The organism is Leptotrichia hongkongensis, assembly GCF_041538065.1.
In the GTDB taxonomy this organism is placed as follows: domain Bacteria; phylum Fusobacteriota; class Fusobacteriia; order Fusobacteriales; family Leptotrichiaceae; genus Leptotrichia; species Leptotrichia hongkongensis.
Map to the genome: position 1 here is coordinate 149458 of NZ_JBGORW010000005.1, position 16497 is coordinate 165954.

17 protein-coding genes are annotated in these 16497 nt (G+C 27.4%); 15 read left to right on the forward strand and 2 right to left on the reverse strand.

Annotation, left to right across the window (positions count from 1 at the left end):
• Positions 1-11: 11 nt before the first annotated feature.
• From prmA to ACEG17_RS05470, 15 genes are all read left to right on the forward strand, one after another.
• Entirely contained in the window at positions 12-935 is a 924-nt protein-coding gene (gene prmA, locus ACEG17_RS05400) for a 50S ribosomal protein L11 methyltransferase (protein ID WP_372582868.1), read from the forward strand.
• A gap of 139 nt (positions 936-1074) precedes the next feature.
• Positions 1075-1725, forward strand: coding sequence for a (d)CMP kinase (gene cmk / locus ACEG17_RS05405; protein WP_372582869.1), 651 nt, complete (start codon positions 1075-1077; stop codon positions 1723-1725).
• 203 nt (positions 1726-1928) lie between these two features.
• Positions 1929-2210 carry an HU family DNA-binding protein gene (locus tag ACEG17_RS05410; RefSeq protein ID WP_299573202.1) on the forward strand — a complete coding sequence of 94 codons (282 nt, stop codon included), beginning with the start codon at positions 1929-1931 and terminating at the stop codon, positions 2208-2210.
• A 96-nt stretch (positions 2211-2306) separates the two neighbouring features.
• Complete coding sequence (locus ACEG17_RS05415) at positions 2307-3545, forward strand: 3-deoxy-D-manno-octulosonic acid transferase (RefSeq protein ID WP_372582870.1); 1239 nt, start codon at positions 2307-2309, stop codon at positions 3543-3545.
• A gap of 69 nt (positions 3546-3614) precedes the next feature.
• Positions 3615-4445: a tRNA (guanosine(46)-N7)-methyltransferase TrmB gene (trmB, locus tag ACEG17_RS05420; RefSeq protein WP_372582871.1), complete on the forward strand. Its 831-nt coding sequence runs from the start codon at positions 3615-3617 to the stop codon at positions 4443-4445.
• Positions 4446-4527: 82 nt separating this feature from the next.
• Positions 4528-6072: a methyltransferase regulatory domain-containing protein gene (locus ACEG17_RS05425; protein ID WP_372582872.1), complete on the forward strand. Its 1545-nt coding sequence runs from the start codon at positions 4528-4530 to the stop codon at positions 6070-6072.
• A gap of 446 nt (positions 6073-6518) precedes the next feature.
• Complete coding sequence (locus ACEG17_RS05430; protein ID WP_372582873.1) at positions 6519-7583, forward strand: mechanosensitive ion channel family protein; 1065 nt, start codon at positions 6519-6521, stop codon at positions 7581-7583.
• An 84-nt stretch (positions 7584-7667) separates the two neighbouring features.
• Complete coding sequence (locus ACEG17_RS05435) at positions 7668-8312, forward strand: MBL fold metallo-hydrolase (RefSeq protein ID WP_372582874.1); 645 nt, start codon at positions 7668-7670, stop codon at positions 8310-8312.
• Between the two features lie 28 nt (positions 8313-8340).
• Positions 8341-8781, forward strand: a complete 441-nt coding sequence (gene dtd, locus ACEG17_RS05440; RefSeq protein WP_372582875.1) for a D-aminoacyl-tRNA deacylase — start codon at positions 8341-8343, stop codon at positions 8779-8781.
• An 18-nt stretch (positions 8782-8799) separates the two neighbouring features.
• Entirely contained in the window at positions 8800-9621 is an 822-nt protein-coding gene (locus ACEG17_RS05445; RefSeq protein ID WP_147005206.1) for a C40 family peptidase, read from the forward strand.
• Between the two features lie 179 nt (positions 9622-9800).
• Positions 9801-10799 carry an aspartate-semialdehyde dehydrogenase gene (locus ACEG17_RS05450; protein WP_372582876.1) on the forward strand — a complete coding sequence of 333 codons (999 nt, stop codon included), beginning with the start codon at positions 9801-9803 and terminating at the stop codon, positions 10797-10799.
• A 6-nt stretch (positions 10800-10805) separates the two neighbouring features.
• The gene (locus tag ACEG17_RS05455) at positions 10806-10958 is read left to right on the forward strand and encodes a hypothetical protein (protein WP_372582877.1); all 153 of its coding nucleotides are present in this window, start codon (positions 10806-10808) and stop codon (positions 10956-10958) included.
• On the forward strand, positions 10898-12370 hold the full coding sequence (locus ACEG17_RS05460) for an ABC transporter substrate-binding protein/permease (protein ID WP_372582878.1): 1473 nt from the start codon (positions 10898-10900) through the stop codon (positions 12368-12370). The genes ACEG17_RS05455 and ACEG17_RS05460 overlap by 61 nt, the downstream gene beginning before the upstream one ends.
• On the forward strand, positions 12370-13110 hold the full coding sequence (locus tag ACEG17_RS05465) for an amino acid ABC transporter ATP-binding protein (RefSeq protein ID WP_299573557.1): 741 nt from the start codon (positions 12370-12372) through the stop codon (positions 13108-13110). The genes ACEG17_RS05460 and ACEG17_RS05465 overlap by 1 nt, the downstream gene beginning before the upstream one ends.
• Positions 13111-13245: 135 nt before the next feature.
• Positions 13246-14040 (forward strand): viral A-type inclusion protein, encoded by a 795-nt coding sequence (locus ACEG17_RS05470; RefSeq protein WP_372582879.1) that lies wholly within the window; start codon positions 13246-13248, stop codon positions 14038-14040.
• 431 nt (positions 14041-14471) lie between these two features.
• On the opposite strand, the gene ACEG17_RS05475 is transcribed toward ACEG17_RS05470, so the two are convergent.
• Positions 14472-15692, reverse strand: coding sequence for a bifunctional 3,4-dihydroxy-2-butanone-4-phosphate synthase/GTP cyclohydrolase II (locus tag ACEG17_RS05475; protein WP_372582880.1), 1221 nt, complete (start codon positions 15690-15692; stop codon positions 14472-14474).
• A gap of 34 nt (positions 15693-15726) precedes the next feature.
• A complete protein-coding gene (locus tag ACEG17_RS05480) occupies positions 15727-16404 on the reverse strand; it encodes a riboflavin synthase (protein ID WP_372582881.1) in 678 nt (225 codons plus the stop codon).
• Positions 16405-16497 lie beyond the last annotated feature (93 nt).

Sequence of the window (16497 nt, forward strand, 5' to 3'; positions counted from 1 at the left end):
AAAATGAAAAAATGAAATGGATAAAAGTAAAAGTAGATTATTTTTCGGATAACTTAAAAGAAACTAAGACAAAATTAGTAAATATGTTTGATGAAATTGGAATTAAACAGATAGAAGTTATTGATTACTTTTCTGAAAATATACTGGATTATAATGCTAATTTTGCAATAAAAAATGATGTTTGGAGTATAATAGGATATGTTGTTGATAACAGATTTGCAAATACAAAATTAAATATTATTTTTAATAATTTAAAAGAATTTCAGAATTCAGATGCGGAGTTTATGTATGAAATTTATACAGCTAAATGTAATGACGAAGACTGGCAAGATGAATGGAAAAAATATTTTCATACTGTAAATATAACTGACAATATTGTTATAAAGCCAAGTTGGGATAAGTACGAAACAGAAAATAATGAAATTGTAATTGAAATTGATCCAGGGCTTGCCTTTGGAACAGGAACGCATGAAACGACTTCATTATGTGTAGAATTTTTAGAGAAATATTCTAAAAATAAAAAGAAATTACTGGATATAGGTTGTGGCTCCGGTATTTTGATGTTAATTGGGAAAAAATTAGGTGTGAAAAAGGTTGTTGGAATTGATATTGATGAAAAAGTTCGAGATGTTGTTTTGGAAAATTTTTCTAAAAATGATATAAATGATAATTTTGAAGTGATAATTGGAAATTTGGTAGATGATGTCAGTGAAAAATATGATTTAGTTGTGTCAAATATTTTGGTAGATGTTCTGGAAAAATTGCTTGAAGATATAGAAAAGATTTTGGAAAAGAGTGCAACTATTATTTTTTCTGGAATTTTGAGTGAAAAAGAAGAGATATTTGTAAATAAAGCTGAAAATTATAACTTAGAACAAATCGACAGAAAAGAAAAAAACAACTGGGTATCGCTTGTTTTCAAATATAGAAAGTAATTAATTTAAAAGTTTAAAAATCTTGTTATGTTTATACAAAGTAATCTAAGTGGAATAGTCGAAATTTTTAATCTTGAATTTTAGAATAATTTAAAAAGGAAAAATAGAATAAAATTAATAAATAGAAAGTAGGAAGAATATGATAATTGCTATTGATGGTCCTGCTGGAAGCGGAAAAAGTACCATTGCAAAATTGATTGCAGAGGATTTGGGACTTGTTTATCTTGATACAGGAGCAATGTATAGGCTTGTTACGTTAAAGGCTTTAAATGAAGGAATTTTGGGTAATTTAGATAAAATCGTAAAAATGCTGGATGATTTGAGAATTGATATTAAAAAAAATGGATTTTATCTAGATGATACAAATGTGAGTGAGGAGATTAGAAAACCTATTGTTTCGGAAAATGTATCCGATATTGCAGCGATACGTGAGGTTCGTGAAAAAATGGTCGATTTACAGAGAAAATTTTCAGAATCGAAAAATGTTATTCTGGATGGGCGTGATATTGGGACAGTTGTTTTTCCAAATGCGGATGTAAAAATATTTTTGATTGCAGATGCTAAAGAAAGAGCGAATAGACGTTATAAGGAACTTGTTTCAAAAGTGGAAAATGTTAAAATTGAAGAAATTTATGAAAATATTTTGAAAAGGGATAAAATTGATTCAACAAGAAAAGAAAGTCCGCTAAAAAAAGCTGATGATGCAATTGAAGTAGATACAACTTCTAAAAATATTGAGGAAGTAAAAAATGAAATTTTATATATAATTAAGCAAAAAAATAAAATCTAAAATCTTATTTTAAGTATATATATAATAACATGAAGTTTAATAATTGTTGTGAATTTGATTTCTTTAAAATTATAAAATCCATAGAATAATAAAAAAATGAAAAAAAATCAAAAAATTTAAAAAAAACACTAGACAAATACTGAAAATAGTGTATAATAGTCTAGTACTTTAAAAAAAAAGAATAATTTGGAGGATTGATTAATATGTCAAAAAAAGAATTTGTAGATGCTTATGCAAAAGCTACAGGAGAAACTAAAAAAAGAGCAGAAGAATTGGTAAACCAATTTTTAGAAACTGTTGAAGAAACATTATTAAAAGGAGATTCTGTTCAATTTGTTGGATGGGGAACATTTGAAGTAAAAGAAAGAGCAGCAAGAACAGGGATTAACCCTCAAACTAAAAAAGAAATTAAAATACCTGCAAAAAATGTTGTTAAATTTAAAGTAGGTAAAAAATTGGCTGATAACGTAGCAAAAAGAAAATAATTTTTGTTTTTTAAATTAATGAAAGGCTATTTCTAAATGTAAAATCATTAAGAGATAGTCTTTTTACTTAAAGAAAAATTAAAAAATGAGGAAAATATGATTTTATATAATTTATTAAGAATTTTACTATATTTCATAATATCTATTCTAGCAATATTCAATAAAAAGTTGTTAAAATTTTTTAAATCACGTCTATTTCAAAAAATCGGAAATGATAATTTTCTTAATGACAATGAAGAGGCAATACTTATCCATTTCTCGTCAGTAGGAGAATTTAATCTAACACAGGAATTAATTGAAAAAATGCTGAAAGATAGTAATCGGAAACTAATTCTTTCTGTTATGACCGATACTGGATTTTCAACAGTTAATAAAAAATATTCTGCAAATGGAAATGTTAAAATAATTTATTTTCCACTTGATGATTTTTTTACAGTTCATAAAATTTATCAAAAATATAAAATAGAGAAAACGATAATCATAGAAACTGAAATATGGCCAAATTTATATTATTTTGCCTCAACAAATGGAGAACTGATTATTGTCAATGGAAGACTTACTGAAAAGAAATTGAAGTCATATTTAAAATTTGGATGGCTTATAAGGAAAGCATTAAACCATGCTACAAAAATAATGGTACAAAGTACTTCAGATAAGGAAAGATACGAAAAAATAGGAATTGACAAGGACAAAATTAAAGTTTATAAAAATCTGAAATATTCGATTAAATATAATAGAATCACAGAAGAAGAGATAAAAAAATATAACGATACAGTTATAGATAAAAATAAAAAAGTGATTGTATGTGGAAGTACACGTCCGAAAGAAGAAAAAATTTGGTTAGAAGTATTTAAACAGATAAATGTTGATAACGAGTATCAATTAGTACTTGTACCAAGACATTTGGAAAGAATAGGTGAAATTGAAAATATTATTTTGGAAAATTTTTCAAAAGATGAATATTTATTAATTACACAAATTGAAAAAGATAACAAAAATAAAGATTATAAAAAAATAATTTTAGTTGATAAAATGGGAATTTTAACAGATTTATATCAGATGGCAGATTTTGTATTTGTTGGAGGAACTCTCGTCGATATTGGTGGACATTCGATTTTAGAGCCACTGTATTATGGTAAAAAGCCAATTATTGGAAAATATTTTCAGAATATAGAAGAGATAGTGAAAGATGCTAAGGAATTAGGTTTTATTGAAATTGTACAAAATAAGGATGAGATTATTGAGTACTTGAAAAAATCTGAAAATGTTGACACAGGAGAATTTTTTGAAAAAAATAATGAAATTGATAAAATTTGGAAAGAAATTTTTGATTAATTATTATTTAGAATTCCAATTTTTGTTGGAAAATAATTGAATAAATAAAAAAATAAGGAAAGTAATAAAATGAAAGATACGAATAAAATTAAAATTATAGGAAAAAATGGTCAAAAAATAGAGATTACAGAAGCTGAACAAGAGCAACGAAAAAAAATAAAAAAAGTAAATGATGAATTTAAAAAAATTAATGCTGAAAAAAGTAAAATGATAAATGAAAAGGAAATTTGGAAATATTTCTTTGAAAAACCTAAAAAAAATTACAATAAATATATGTGTGAAATGCTTGAATTTCCTGAGTATCTAATGTATAATAATGAAAGTGTAGATAGTTATCGTGGAAAATGGAGTGAATTTTTTCAGAATGATAACAATATATATCTAGAAATCGGTTGTGGAAGTGGAAATTTTACTGTAAAAAATGCACAGAAATTTAAAGATAGAAACTACATTGCTTTGGAATTAAGATTTAAGAGGCTTGTTTTAGCAGCTAAAAAATCTAAAAAAAGAAATTTGAATAATATTCTCTTTATAAGAAAAAGAGCAGAAACAATATTGGATTTTATTGGAAAAAACGAAATAACAGGAGTTTATGTTAATTTTCCAGATCCTTGGGAAGGTGAAGAGAGAAAAAGAGTTGTAAGTGAGGATTTATTTTCGAGGCTAGACATAATTTTAAAAACAGGTGGAAAATTATTTTTTAAAACAGATCACGAACAATATTATGAGGATGTTCTAGAATTAGTAAACAGTATTGATAATTATAAAGTAATTTATAGAACAAGAGATTTACACAATTCAGAAAAGGCTGAAGAAAATATCAGGACAGAATTTGAAGAAATGTTTTTAAGTAAGCATAATATGAATATTAAGTATATTGAAATTGAAAAAGTTAAATAAATTTTAGTTTTAAAATAAAATATTGAGAGGAGAGAGTAAGAATATTTTTTAGAAATATATGTCTAAAATTCTTATGAAAATTATGGAAAATAAAAATACTTATAGTGAATTGCTGTACAAATCGAATCCATTTAATTATACTATACCATCTCTGTTAGAAGCACATGGGAAATTATACGGATTGAATCCTAAAGACTCAAGAAAGGCAAGAGTACTAGAATTAGGTTCATCTTTTGGAGGGAATATTATTACTCAAGCGCTTTATAATCCTGAAGCTGAATTTATTGGTATTGATTTAACAGCAGAACAAGTAAAAAAAGGAAATGAAGTTATTGAAAAAATTGGATTACAAAATATTAAACTTATTGAAAAAAATATTTTGGATATAAACGAGGATTTTGGAAAATTTGATTATATTATTGTTCATGGTGTATTTTCATGGGTTCCTGAAATTGTAAAGGAAAAAATTCTTAAAATATGTAATGAAAATCTTACAGAAGAAGGAATTGCATACATTTCTTACAATACATATCCAGGATGGAAAGAACCTGATAAAATTAGAGAAATGATGCTTTATGCTAATAAATATTTTCCAGAAATTTCACTTGGGGACAAAAATCAACGTGGAAAAGCCTTTATATCAATTGTAGCTGAAGAAATGAAAAGTTATACAGATATTTTTGAGAAAAAAGGAGATTTTATTAGACAAATTGAAGAAATTTTGAATATGCAAGATTATTATGTAGGTCATGAATATCTTGAGCATTATAATAATCCAATGTATTTACATGAATTTGTAGATTTATTAAAAGATCAAAATTTACAATATGTCTCTGATGTAGCATTAAGATTGTCAATTGGAAGTATATACAATCAAAGTACAGTTGAAAAATTACAGCAATTATCTCAAGGAGATCCTGTTATAAAAGAACAGTGTATTGATTTTATACTTGATACAAAATTTAGACGTTCAATAATATGCAAAAAAAGTCAAGCAGAGAAATTGAACTTTACAGAAAGTTTTCCGAATGAAATAATAGACTCCTTTTTATTAACATTGAAATTTACAGAAGAAGAGCTAAATACATTAAATGAAGAAAATATAAAATTAATTATGCTTGAACTTGTAAAGAAACCAAATCAAAGTTTTATGATTAAAGATGCTATGGAAATTTGGAAAAATTTAGTAAATTCTCAAGATAAAAGTGAAGAAAAAACTAATGAGGTTCTTGGTAATTTGAGAAAATTTGTTTTAAATGGGATGATTAATGGTAAAATTAAATTTTATTGTTCTGAAATCGAAACTGTAATGTATGAGGAAAATAAAGTTTATATACCAGAAAAATTTAGAAAATATTTAAAGACACTTATTATAGGAGAAGGTGCAAATATAATAGGAATCTCAAATTCAAGAAATGAAATTATTAACGATTTGAATGATGTGGATGTTATTGTGTCAGATATTTTGTCAGAGCCTAAGACAGAAAAGGAAATTATTGAAGAATTAGCAAAAACGACTATTTATAGAGCAATGCCAGATGGTGAACCAATAGAAGTAGAAGCTTCGGAATATTTGCCTGAGAGTTTAAAAAAATTTGAATTTTTAGGATACTTTGCAGAAAAATAAGTATATAGAAAAATGTGGTAGGTAACAAAAGTTTATCACATTTTTTTATTTCAATATACTGATTTGATTATTATAGTAAAACTAGTTTAAAACAGAACTCAAAAATTATGACTATTTTACTCAAACCCTAAATTATATAATTTCTATCAGTTCAATTTTAAATGGGTTCGAGTATAATTTGTCTCAGACTAAAGATTGAATTTATTTGAATTTTATAAAAAAAAATTAAAAAAAATTAAGAATATTTTTAAATAAAAAATTTTCATAGACAGAATAAAAAAAACATGTTATAATAAAAAGTCTAAGGATAATTAAGTAAATTCAAAGTAATCTGATGCTTAATAAAATAAGATGTAATATATGTAGTTATATTGTTTTAATAGCAGATTACAGGTTAATAAGGTATAAGTTTGATTTTTTCAATATAATAATGAGGAGGGGAAATTATGAAGGAATTACAAAGATTTTTAGAATTGGATAATATAATTAAATTTTTGAAAACTAATTTATTTAAATTGTTAATAATTTTTCTAATTATAAAAATTGGAAAAATATTTAAGACTAGAATTGAAAAAATTTTGAAAATTATAATGGAAAAGTCAAATGTTGATAGAAGTTTAGCTTCATTTTTACTTTCAATTTATTCTATTTTATATTATTTTATTATAGTTTATTCTTCTATTGGAATTCTTGGAATTAACACATCTTCCATCACAACTTTTCTAGGAGCGGCTGGGATAATTTTTGGGATTGCTTTTAAGGAAACTCTGGGTAACTTTTGCGGTGGACTTATAATTCTTACTTTTAAGCCATTTCGAGTTGGTGATACAATTGAGTATAATAATTATATTGGTACGGTTAAAAAGATTGAGCTTTTTTATACAAAAATGTTAAATCCACAAAATGAGCTTGTAATAATTCCAAATGGAATAGTTACAAATACAGAAATTCGGAACATTAAGCAAGATGGCGAACGTAGGCTTGATTTAGAAATTGGCGTTTCGTATAAGAGTGATATTCAGAAAGTAAAGAAGATCTTAGAAAGAATAGTGAAAGAAGAAACGATGGATGAAGTAGAAGAAACTAAAATAAAAAATAACTTGCTTGCAAAAATTCAGAATACAATTCTAGAAAAAAAAGAAAAAAGTAAAGTTAATTTGTTTTTTGCAATTTTTTCTAGGAAAAAAATGAAAGAAGCTGAAGATAATGCAAATAATGGAATTACAGAAGAAGTTGATGAAATTAATGAAAGTGTACAAAATAGCACATTATCAAAAAAAGATAGAAACAAAAAGATGATTTTAGCTTCAAAGGGTTCTGTTATTGGGGTTGGAAAATTAGCTGAATCTGCGATAATTTTCTATATTTATGTTTATACTCGTTCAGAAAATTATTTGAATCTTAAGCTAAAATTAAATGAAAAAATTAAGATTGAGTTTGATAAAGCTGGAATTGAGATACCTTATCCACAAATGGATGTACACATAAAAGAATTTGAAAATAAGATGTAAAAAATATTTAATCTAAATATTTTTAATTTTATTAATTTAATATAAAGTAGTTAAAAATAATAGAAAAATATAAAAGGAGAAGTTATGGAAATAAGGAGATTTTTGAATGACAATGCGGTACAAAGTAACTGTTATGTGATTTCTTATGGCAACGATTGTTACATTGTTGATCCTGGTCAGGAAAAGATGAATGAAGTTGTTAGTTATATTAGTGAAAATAAATTAAATTTATTAGCAATACTTCTTACTCACGGGCATTGGGATCATATTTTAGGAATACCATCTATATTAGAATATAAAAAAGTTCCAATTTATATAAGTGAAGGCGGATATGAATTTTTATTTAATCCTGAATTGTCACTTTTTGTTTGGAGAGAAGGAAAATTTGAATTAGATAAGGAAAATATTCAAATTATAACATTGAAGGAAAATGATAAAGTTGGAAAAGAAGGAAAAGTCCTTGAAAGCTGTTCAGAATTTAATTTTGAAATAATTGAAACGCCAGGACATAGTAGAGGGGATATTTGTTATTACGATAAGGTTAACAAGATATTGATTTCTGGAGATACAATGTTTCAAGGGACTTATGGAAGAGTAGATTTGCCAACTAGTAATCCTATTGAAATGGGAAAATCGCTAAAGAAATTATTGGCATTGGATGAAGATATCAAGGTTTATCCAGGGCATGGTTTTGATACTACCATTGGTCAAGAAAGAAGATATTACTAAAGTTATGATTTAAATAGTAAGGAAAAAAATGAAAATAATAGTTCAAAGAGTAAATTTTGCAGAAATATTTGTAAATAATAAATTTAAAGGGAAAATTCAAAAAGGAATAGTTGCATATATTGGAATTACTAATGGAGATTCTGTAAAGGATATTGATTTTTGCATTGACAAATTGATTAATCTGAGAATTTTTGATGATGAAAGTGGTAAACTAAATTTATCAGTAAAAGATATAAATGGAAATCTTCTAATTGTAAGTAATTTTACAATTTATGGAAACACGAAAAAAGGAAGAAGACCAAGTTATACTGATTCGGCACCAGCTAGTGAAGCTTATGAAATTTATAATCTTTTTGTAAAAAAACTGGAGCAGACAGGAATTAGATTTGAAACTGGGGAATTTGGACAATATATGAGAATTGTTTCTGAAAATGACGGACCTGTAAATTTGATAATTGATTCAAAATAATTTTAGAGAGGAGAAAAAATGATAAAAAAATCAACATTTACTATGGCATGTATGCTGATGACAGTAGGATGTGCTAACTTACAGACAAATGAAGCAAATAAGGGGAAAATTGGAGAAAGAAGTAATGATGACCTTTCATCAAGAAATAATTCAGAAAGTGAAGATATTACTATTGAAATTGTAGGAGGGAAGAAAGAAAAAGTAGAAAATAACTATTCTGCTCCAAACAATAGGTCAGAACAAAAAAGAAGCGCATATAAAAGTACAGATACAACTAAAAAGACTGAAAAGTATAGCGAGTTAAACGAGAAAATAGATGACCTGAAAGTAACAAAGTTATTTGATGAAAATAAGCTGGTAGATCGTTCAATGCCAAATTCGCAGCTTGTATTACAAAAATTATCTGAATTAAAGAGAAAACATCAAGAAATATTGTTAAATGGTACTTTCAGTCAAAAAAAGACAGTAGAGCTTCAAAACCAACTATTAAAGACATATAGTAATTGGAAAGGAACAAAATATTCGCTTGGTGGAGATTCAGAAAACGGAATAGATTGCTCAGCATTAACACGTAGAGTTTATCGGGAAGTATATGGATATGAGCTGCCAAGAAGAACTGTGCAGCAGGTAAAAGTAGGAGCTCATGTCTCAAAAGAAGATTTGAAACCTGGAGATATTGTATTTTTCAGGCCAGAAGAAAAAAATAACCATACAGCAGTTTATCTAGGAGATACACTTTTCATAAACGCTTCGTCATCTAAAGGAGTTGTAATTTCTACTTTGGAAAACACTTACTGGAATAAGTATTTTAAATATGGAGTAAGAGTAAGAACTGTTTAATAAATTTTAGAAAATATGTATTAAGTTTTGAGTTTGATACATATTTTTTATTATTATTTTTATATTGAAAAAGAGATGAGAATAGTGTATTATATATGTATTAGAATTAGGGTAATTTGAAAAATAATAAAAATTTAGATACAGAGCCTTAATCAAAAAAGTTTTTAGGAGGAAAAATAATGAAAAATTACAAAGTAGCAATTGTTGGGGCAACAGGGCTTGTTGGAAGAACATTTCTAAAAGTTTTAAAGGAAAGAAACTTTCCAGTAGAAAAATTATACCTTTATGCTTCGAAAAATTCAGCTGGTAAAAAAATTGAATTTAATGGAGCAGAATATACTGTTATTGAACTAAAAGATGACACAATAGCTGATGATATTGATGTGGCTTTATTTTCGGCTGGTGGAGGAGTATCACTTGAATATGCTCCAAAATTTAAGGCAAAAGGTGCAGTTGTTATTGATAACAGCAGCGCTTGGAGAATGGATAAGAATATTCCGTTAATAGTTCCTGAAGCAAATCCAGAAGCACTGGAAAATCATCAAGGAATCATTGCAAATCCAAATTGCTCAACAATTCAGGTAATGCCTGTATTAAAAGTTTTACAAGAAAAATATGGATTAAAAAGAGTAATCTATTCAACTTATCAGGCTGTGGCAGGTTCTGGACAGAGAGGACTTGATGATTTGGAAGCTAATCTAAGAGGGGAGCCTTCAAAAGGATATCCGCATCAAATTGCATTTAATACATTGCCACATATTGATGTTTTTTTAGATAATGGATATACAAAAGAAGAAGAAAAAATGATTAACGAAACTAGAAAAATATTAAACTTGCCAGATTTAAAAGCAACTGCGACTTGTGTGAGAGTACCAGTTAGATATGGACATGCAGTATCTGTAAATGTCGAATTAGAAAGACCATTTGAATTAGAAGATGTAATTCGTGCGTTTGAGGAAAAAGAAGGAGTTATAGTACAAAATGATGGTAAGAATAATGTTTATCCAATGCCTATAAATGCTCAAGATACTGATGAAGTTTATGTTGGAAGAATCAGAAGAGATTTTTCAGCAGATAATGCCTTGAATTTATGGGTTGTAGCAGATAATATAAGAAAAGGTGCTGCTACAAACACAATTCAAATAGCTGAAACTTTAATAAAAAAAGGAGCATTATAATAAAATATGAAATTTAGTACAATAAGAAATAAAATATTAATATTATTAGTTTTTGTTGCAACTTTCATAACAGGCTATAGTGATGACATAAAGTTGGGATGGAGTGTGGATATGCTCCTTTCAACTGGTTTCAAAATGACGCTAAAAATGGTGCTATAAAAGTTGATGGAGGTTATTGTGGGGGATATGACGTTGAAATAGCCAAAGTTATTGCAAAAAAATTAAATAAAAATCTGGTAATTGTAAAAACGAAATGGGAAGCATTGCTTGGTCCTGCACTGACTTCTGGAAAAGTTGATTTAGTTATAGCGGGAATGTCTGCAACGCCTGAAAGACGTCAAAGTCTAACATTTTCAAAACCATATTATGAATCAGATTTAGTAGTAGTTGTGAAAAAGAATGGAAAATATGCAAACGCCAAGTCGATTAATGATTTTGTGGGAGCGAAAATTACAGGGCAATTAAACACACTTCACTATGATGTTATTGATCAGATGAAAGGTGTACAGAAGCAAACTGCAATGGAAAGTTTTCCAGCTATGATAGTAGCATTAAATTCAGGGAAAATAGATGGATACATATCAGAAAGACCGGGAGCTATGGCGGCTCAGTTTTCAAATCCTAATTTAAAATTCATTTCATTTGATAAAAATACAGGATTTAAATACGATACAGAAGAAGTGAATGTAGCTATTGGAATGAAATTAGGAAATACAGAGCTGGAGGGAAAAATCAATAAAATATTAGATGAAAATTTAACTCCTAAAGTACGTCAACGTATCATGGAAAAGTCTATACAAAATCAGCCAAATGAAGCCTCACGTTCATTTTTTGGATGGGTAATATTTTTTATTAAAAACGACTGGATGACTTTTTTGAAAGGTACACTTTCAACACTGTATATTTCAATTACGGGTACAGTAGTTGGATTTTTCATTGGATTACTGGTTGCATTATTAAGGTATTCAGAAGCAGAAATTGATGGACAGTCTCATAAGTATAAAAAAACTGGCTTAAAATTCTTAAACTGGCTTTCTTCAATCTATATTGCTGTATTTAGAGGAACCCCAATGATAGTGCAGTCAATGGTAATTTATTATGGATTATCACAAGTATTTCATATTAATCTGTCACCAATGGTAGCGGCACTGTTTATTGTATCAATAAATACAGGTGCATATATGAGTGAAATTATACGTGGAGGGATTGATTCCATTGATAACGGACAGTTTGAAGCGGCAAAAGCTATTGGAATGACGAATTTTCAGTTGATGCAAAGTATCATTTTTCCACAGATGTTTAGAAATATTTTACCAATGATTGGAAATGAGCTTATTGTAAATATTAAAGATACATCTGTATTAAATGTAATAAGTGTTACTGAACTGTTCTTTATTTCAAATTCTGTTGTGGGAACTTACTCACGTTATTATGAAGTATTTATTATAACAAGTGTGATTTACTTCTTCTTAACATTTACATTATCATTAATTTTAAAACAAATCGAAAAACGAATTGACGGGCCTCAACATTTTGAAATTTTGGATGATTCTAATGGGGAGGAGAAATAATGAGTAAAAAAGTTATTGAAATAAAAAATATTAGAAAAGATTTTGGAAAGAGAACAGTTTTAAAGGATGTAAACTTTGATGTTTATGAAAAGGAAGTTGTAAGTATAATTGGTTCATCTGGAAGTGGAAAATCAACACTTTTAAGATGTATAAACTTACTTGAAAAGCCTACTAGCGGACAAGTCTTAATTCATGGAAAAGATGCAATGGCAGGAGATGTGTCGCTTGTTACATTGCGGGAAAAAGTAGGAATGGTATTTCAGCAGTTTAATTTGTTTAATAATTTAAGTGTTTTAGAAAACTGTGTAATTGGACAAATGAAAGTTTTGAAAAAGTCAAGAGATGAGGCTGAAAAAACAGCAAGAGAATTTTTGGCAAAAGTAGGAATGGAACGTTTTGTTCATGCAAAGCCAAATCAAATTTCGGGTGGTCAGAAGCAGCGGGTAGCAATAGCAAGAGCATTGGCAATGCAGCCAGAAGTTTTATTATTTGATGAGCCGACATCAGCGTTAGATCCTGAAATGGTTGGAGAGGTTCTGAAAGTAATGAAAGATTTGGCAAAAAGTGGACTTACGATGATAGTTGTAACACATGAAATGGATTTTGCCCATGATGTTTCAAGTCGAGTTGTATTTATGGATCAAGGTGTGATTGTGGAAGATGACAAGCCTGAAAATATATTTGAAAATCCTAAACATGAAAGAACTAAAGAATTTTTAAGTAGAATGTTAAGTAAATAAAATGAGATTATTTATAAATTAAGACTAAAAAACAATTAAAGCTAGAAATATTCCTTGAATTTTTTTAAAAAATAGTGTAAAATAGTAAAAGTAAAATAACTAAAAATAAAAAAATATTATAATTAAGGAGAAAAAATGGCAAAAAAGAAAGCTGAAGATATTAAATTAACTTTGACTGATGAAGAAAGAGAAGGATTGGATAACGACGGAATAAAAAGAGTTTTGACTAATAAAGCTATATTAGATGTAGCAAAAGGATATGAATTTTCAGAAGAAGAAAAAGAAGAATTTGATTATTTCTTTACAAATGAAAAACACAAATTTTTTGTTGCTAAAATGATTGAAGATAAAATTTCTGTAAATGAAAATGATGTTACAAAATTATATACAGATAATAAAGCTAATTTTGATGCACAAAATATTCCTTTCTCACAAGCTAGGGAAATTATCCAAAGAGATTTGTTAAATCAACAAATAGCTACTTTAGAAGCTGAAGAGTTGAACAAATTAGTCGAAGAGATGCAAGATAAAATAGAGATTACTAAAAAAGAAATTCTTTTCTCAAAAGGAGATGCAGAAGTTCTAAAAACTTTAATCGTTGGTAAAATAATTTCTAAAAAAATGGCTGATGAAAAATTTGAAGAACAAAATAAAAAAGATTTAGAAATTATAAAAGATAACGTATACGTTAATTACTACTTAGATTTACAAGTAAGAAAAAATGTAAAAGTTACTCAAGAAGAAATTGCTGAAATCTACGAAAATGAAAAAGCAAAATTAGGAAACGTAACTCCAAATAGTGCTTATCAGCAAATAGCAAACGGATTATTAAACACTAGAGCAATTGAAGAAAGAAATAACCTAGTAAATAAAATTATAGAAGACTATAAAGTTGATGAAGTTGCAAAGAAATATACAGAAGGTGAATAATTAAAAATATTAATTTAAAAAACTGAAAAGTAGTAATTTTTATGAAATTCAGTTTTTTTATTTGTTTTGTAGAGTTATTCGTTATAATAAATTTAAAGTATACGTTTTATATAATTAACTCCAAAACTTTCCTTTCCATTTTTCATAAATTCCACTCGAATAAAATTTATTAGTATGTTAAAACTAAAAAATTTATTCTATATAAAGAAAAATATTATTATGAATTTTTAAGATTTTAACTTTTAAGTAAGGTATAGTAAAACTAGTTTAAAACAGGACTCAAAAATTTTACTCAAGTCCTAAATTATATAATTTCTATCAGTTCAATTTTAAATGGGTTCGAGTATAATATTTAATTTAATCATATTTTCTATAAAATAAAACTCAGATATTTTAGCAAAATAACTATGATATCTGAGTTAAAATAATTTTTATAATTTTTGTTTCAATAAATGTCCCATTTTTTCCTTTTTCACTTTTAAATAATTTTTATCCACATCATTTGCAGTAATTTCGATTTCTGCACGTCCAGCAACTTTAATCCCATATTTCTCGAGTCCTTCAATTTTTTTTGGATTATTAGTTTTTAAAATAATGGATTTTATTCCTAAATCCTTTATAATCTGTGCTGCTACAGCATAATCCCTTAAATCATCAGAAAATCCTAATTTATGATTAGCTTCCACAGTGTCATAACCTTCATCTTGAAGTTTATATGCTTTTAATTTATTTAAAATACCAATTCCACGCCCTTCTTGACGTAGATAAATTATAAGTCCTTCTCCGCTTTCTTCCAGTTCATGTAAAGCCCTGTGAAGTTGTTCCTGACAATCACAACGTTTTGATCCAAAAACATCACCAGTTAGGCATTCAGAATGAAGTCTGACTACGGTATTCTCTTTATTCTTTATTTCCCCTTTCATAACGGCAATATATTCTTTATGTTCAATTTTGTCACTATAACCTGCAAAAGTAAAGTTTCCAAATTGTGTTGGAATATCAACAATTGCTTCATTTTTAACTAATTTTTCGTTTTTTTTTATGTAAACAATTAAATCATCAATTGTAATTAATTTTAAATTATGTTTTTGGCAAAATTCAAATAAATCATTTCGACGAGCCATTTCTCCATCTTCTCTTAAAATTTCCATAATTACGCCTACATCAGAAAATCCTGCAAGTCTAGATAAATCAACTGCTGCTTCAGTGTGTCCTTTTCTTTCTAAAACACCACCTTCACGTGCGATTAATGGAAATATGTGTCCTGGTTTTCTAAAGTCTCTTGCAGTTTTTGTAGAATCAGCCAAATCTTTTATCGTTTTTAATCTGTCTCCTGTGGAAATTCCAGTAGTTGTACCTTCTAGAGAGTCAACTGAAATAGTGAAAGCTGTTCCAAAATAGTCAGTGTTATGTTGAACCATCGGATTTAATTCAAGTTCTTCGGCTCTCTTTTTAGACATTGGTACACACATAAGTCCACGTGCTTCGTTAATTATAAAGTTTAAAGTTTCATAAGTTACAATATCAGCAGGAATTATTAAATCACCTTCATTTTCTCTGTCTTCATCATCGACAACTACTACAGGAATTCCTTTTTTCAAGTCCTTAATGGCAGCTTCAATGCTGTCAAACTTTATTTTACTTTCTGACATTTAAAATCACTTCTTTCTTTTATTATATTTTCAATTAGAATCCATTTTTTTGTAAAAATTCCATTGTTAAATTTGATTTTTTTTCTTTATTTTCTATATTTTCAAAATTGTCAAACTTTAATATTTTTTCAACATATTTTCCAAACAAATCTGTTTCAATATTCACAAAATCTCCAGTTTTTTTCATTCCAACGGTAATATTTTCAATCGTATGTGGGATAAGCGAAACTGAGAAAATTCCATCATTATCATTTACATCAATTACTGTAAGGCTTGCTCCATCAATCGTTACACGTCCTTTTTCAACAATGTATTTCATATTATTTTTATAATTTTTATCCAGCTGGAATTCATACACTTTTGCAATTCCTTTGTCTGTAATTGATACGATTTTAGCCTCACAGTCAACATCTCCCATTACAAGATGTCCGCCTAAAAAAGTCATAAGTGTAAGTGACTTTTCAAGATTTACAATATCTCCAGCCTTGGCACGTTTTAAACCGCTTCTTTCAATAGTTTCAAACATTACATCGGCAGTAAAGTCGTTTCCATTTAGTTTTGTAACAGTCAGACACACGCCATTTACAGCGATACTATCCCCAATCTGTGCTTTTTCAGCGACTTTCTTCCCTCTTATTGTAATCTCGATACTTGCAGATTTTTTTGCAATATCAATAATTTTTCCAGTTTCTTCAACTAAACCAGTAAACATAATTTTCTCCTGATTTTTAATTTTTTTATTTTAAATTATAATAGTTCCAGTTTAAAATGATAACAGAAAATTAGTCTGTATTTATAGTCAATC

Bases quoted from the DNA above. Each gene is read 5' to 3' on its own strand.
- ACEG17_RS05425 (WP_372582872.1), top strand. From the start codon at position 4,528: ATGGAAAATAAAAATACTTATAGTGAATTGCTGTACAAATCGAATCCA.
- ACEG17_RS05450 (WP_372582876.1), top strand. From the start codon at position 9,801: ATGAAAAATTACAAAGTAGCAATTGTTGGGGCAACAGGGCTTGTTGGA.
- ACEG17_RS05410 (WP_299573202.1), top strand. From the start codon at position 1,929: ATGTCAAAAAAAGAATTTGTAGATGCTTATGCAAAAGCTACAGGAGAA.
- ACEG17_RS05465 (WP_299573557.1), top strand. From the start codon at position 12,370: ATGAGTAAAAAAGTTATTGAAATAAAAAATATTAGAAAAGATTTTGGA.
- ACEG17_RS05445 (WP_147005206.1), top strand. From the start codon at position 8,800: ATGATAAAAAAATCAACATTTACTATGGCATGTATGCTGATGACAGTA.
- ACEG17_RS05475 (WP_372582880.1), bottom strand. From the start codon at position 15,692: ATGTCAGAAAGTAAAATAAAGTTTGACAGCATTGAAGCTGCCATTAAG.
- prmA (WP_372582868.1), top strand. From the start codon at position 12: ATGAAATGGATAAAAGTAAAAGTAGATTATTTTTCGGATAACTTAAAA.
- ACEG17_RS05430 (WP_372582873.1), top strand. From the start codon at position 6,519: ATGAAGGAATTACAAAGATTTTTAGAATTGGATAATATAATTAAATTT.
- ACEG17_RS05415 (WP_372582870.1), top strand. From the start codon at position 2,307: ATGATTTTATATAATTTATTAAGAATTTTACTATATTTCATAATATCT.
- trmB (WP_372582871.1), top strand. From the start codon at position 3,615: ATGAAAGATACGAATAAAATTAAAATTATAGGAAAAAATGGTCAAAAA.
- ACEG17_RS05470 (WP_372582879.1), top strand. From the start codon at position 13,246: ATGGCAAAAAAGAAAGCTGAAGATATTAAATTAACTTTGACTGATGAA.
- cmk (WP_372582869.1), top strand. From the start codon at position 1,075: ATGATAATTGCTATTGATGGTCCTGCTGGAAGCGGAAAAAGTACCATT.
- ACEG17_RS05455 (WP_372582877.1), top strand. From the start codon at position 10,806: ATGAAATTTAGTACAATAAGAAATAAAATATTAATATTATTAGTTTTT.
- ACEG17_RS05435 (WP_372582874.1), top strand. From the start codon at position 7,668: ATGGAAATAAGGAGATTTTTGAATGACAATGCGGTACAAAGTAACTGT.
- dtd (WP_372582875.1), top strand. From the start codon at position 8,341: ATGAAAATAATAGTTCAAAGAGTAAATTTTGCAGAAATATTTGTAAAT.
- ACEG17_RS05480 (WP_372582881.1), bottom strand. From the start codon at position 16,404: ATGTTTACTGGTTTAGTTGAAGAAACTGGAAAAATTATTGATATTGCA.
- ACEG17_RS05460 (WP_372582878.1), top strand. From the start codon at position 10,898: ATGGAGTGTGGATATGCTCCTTTCAACTGGTTTCAAAATGACGCTAAA.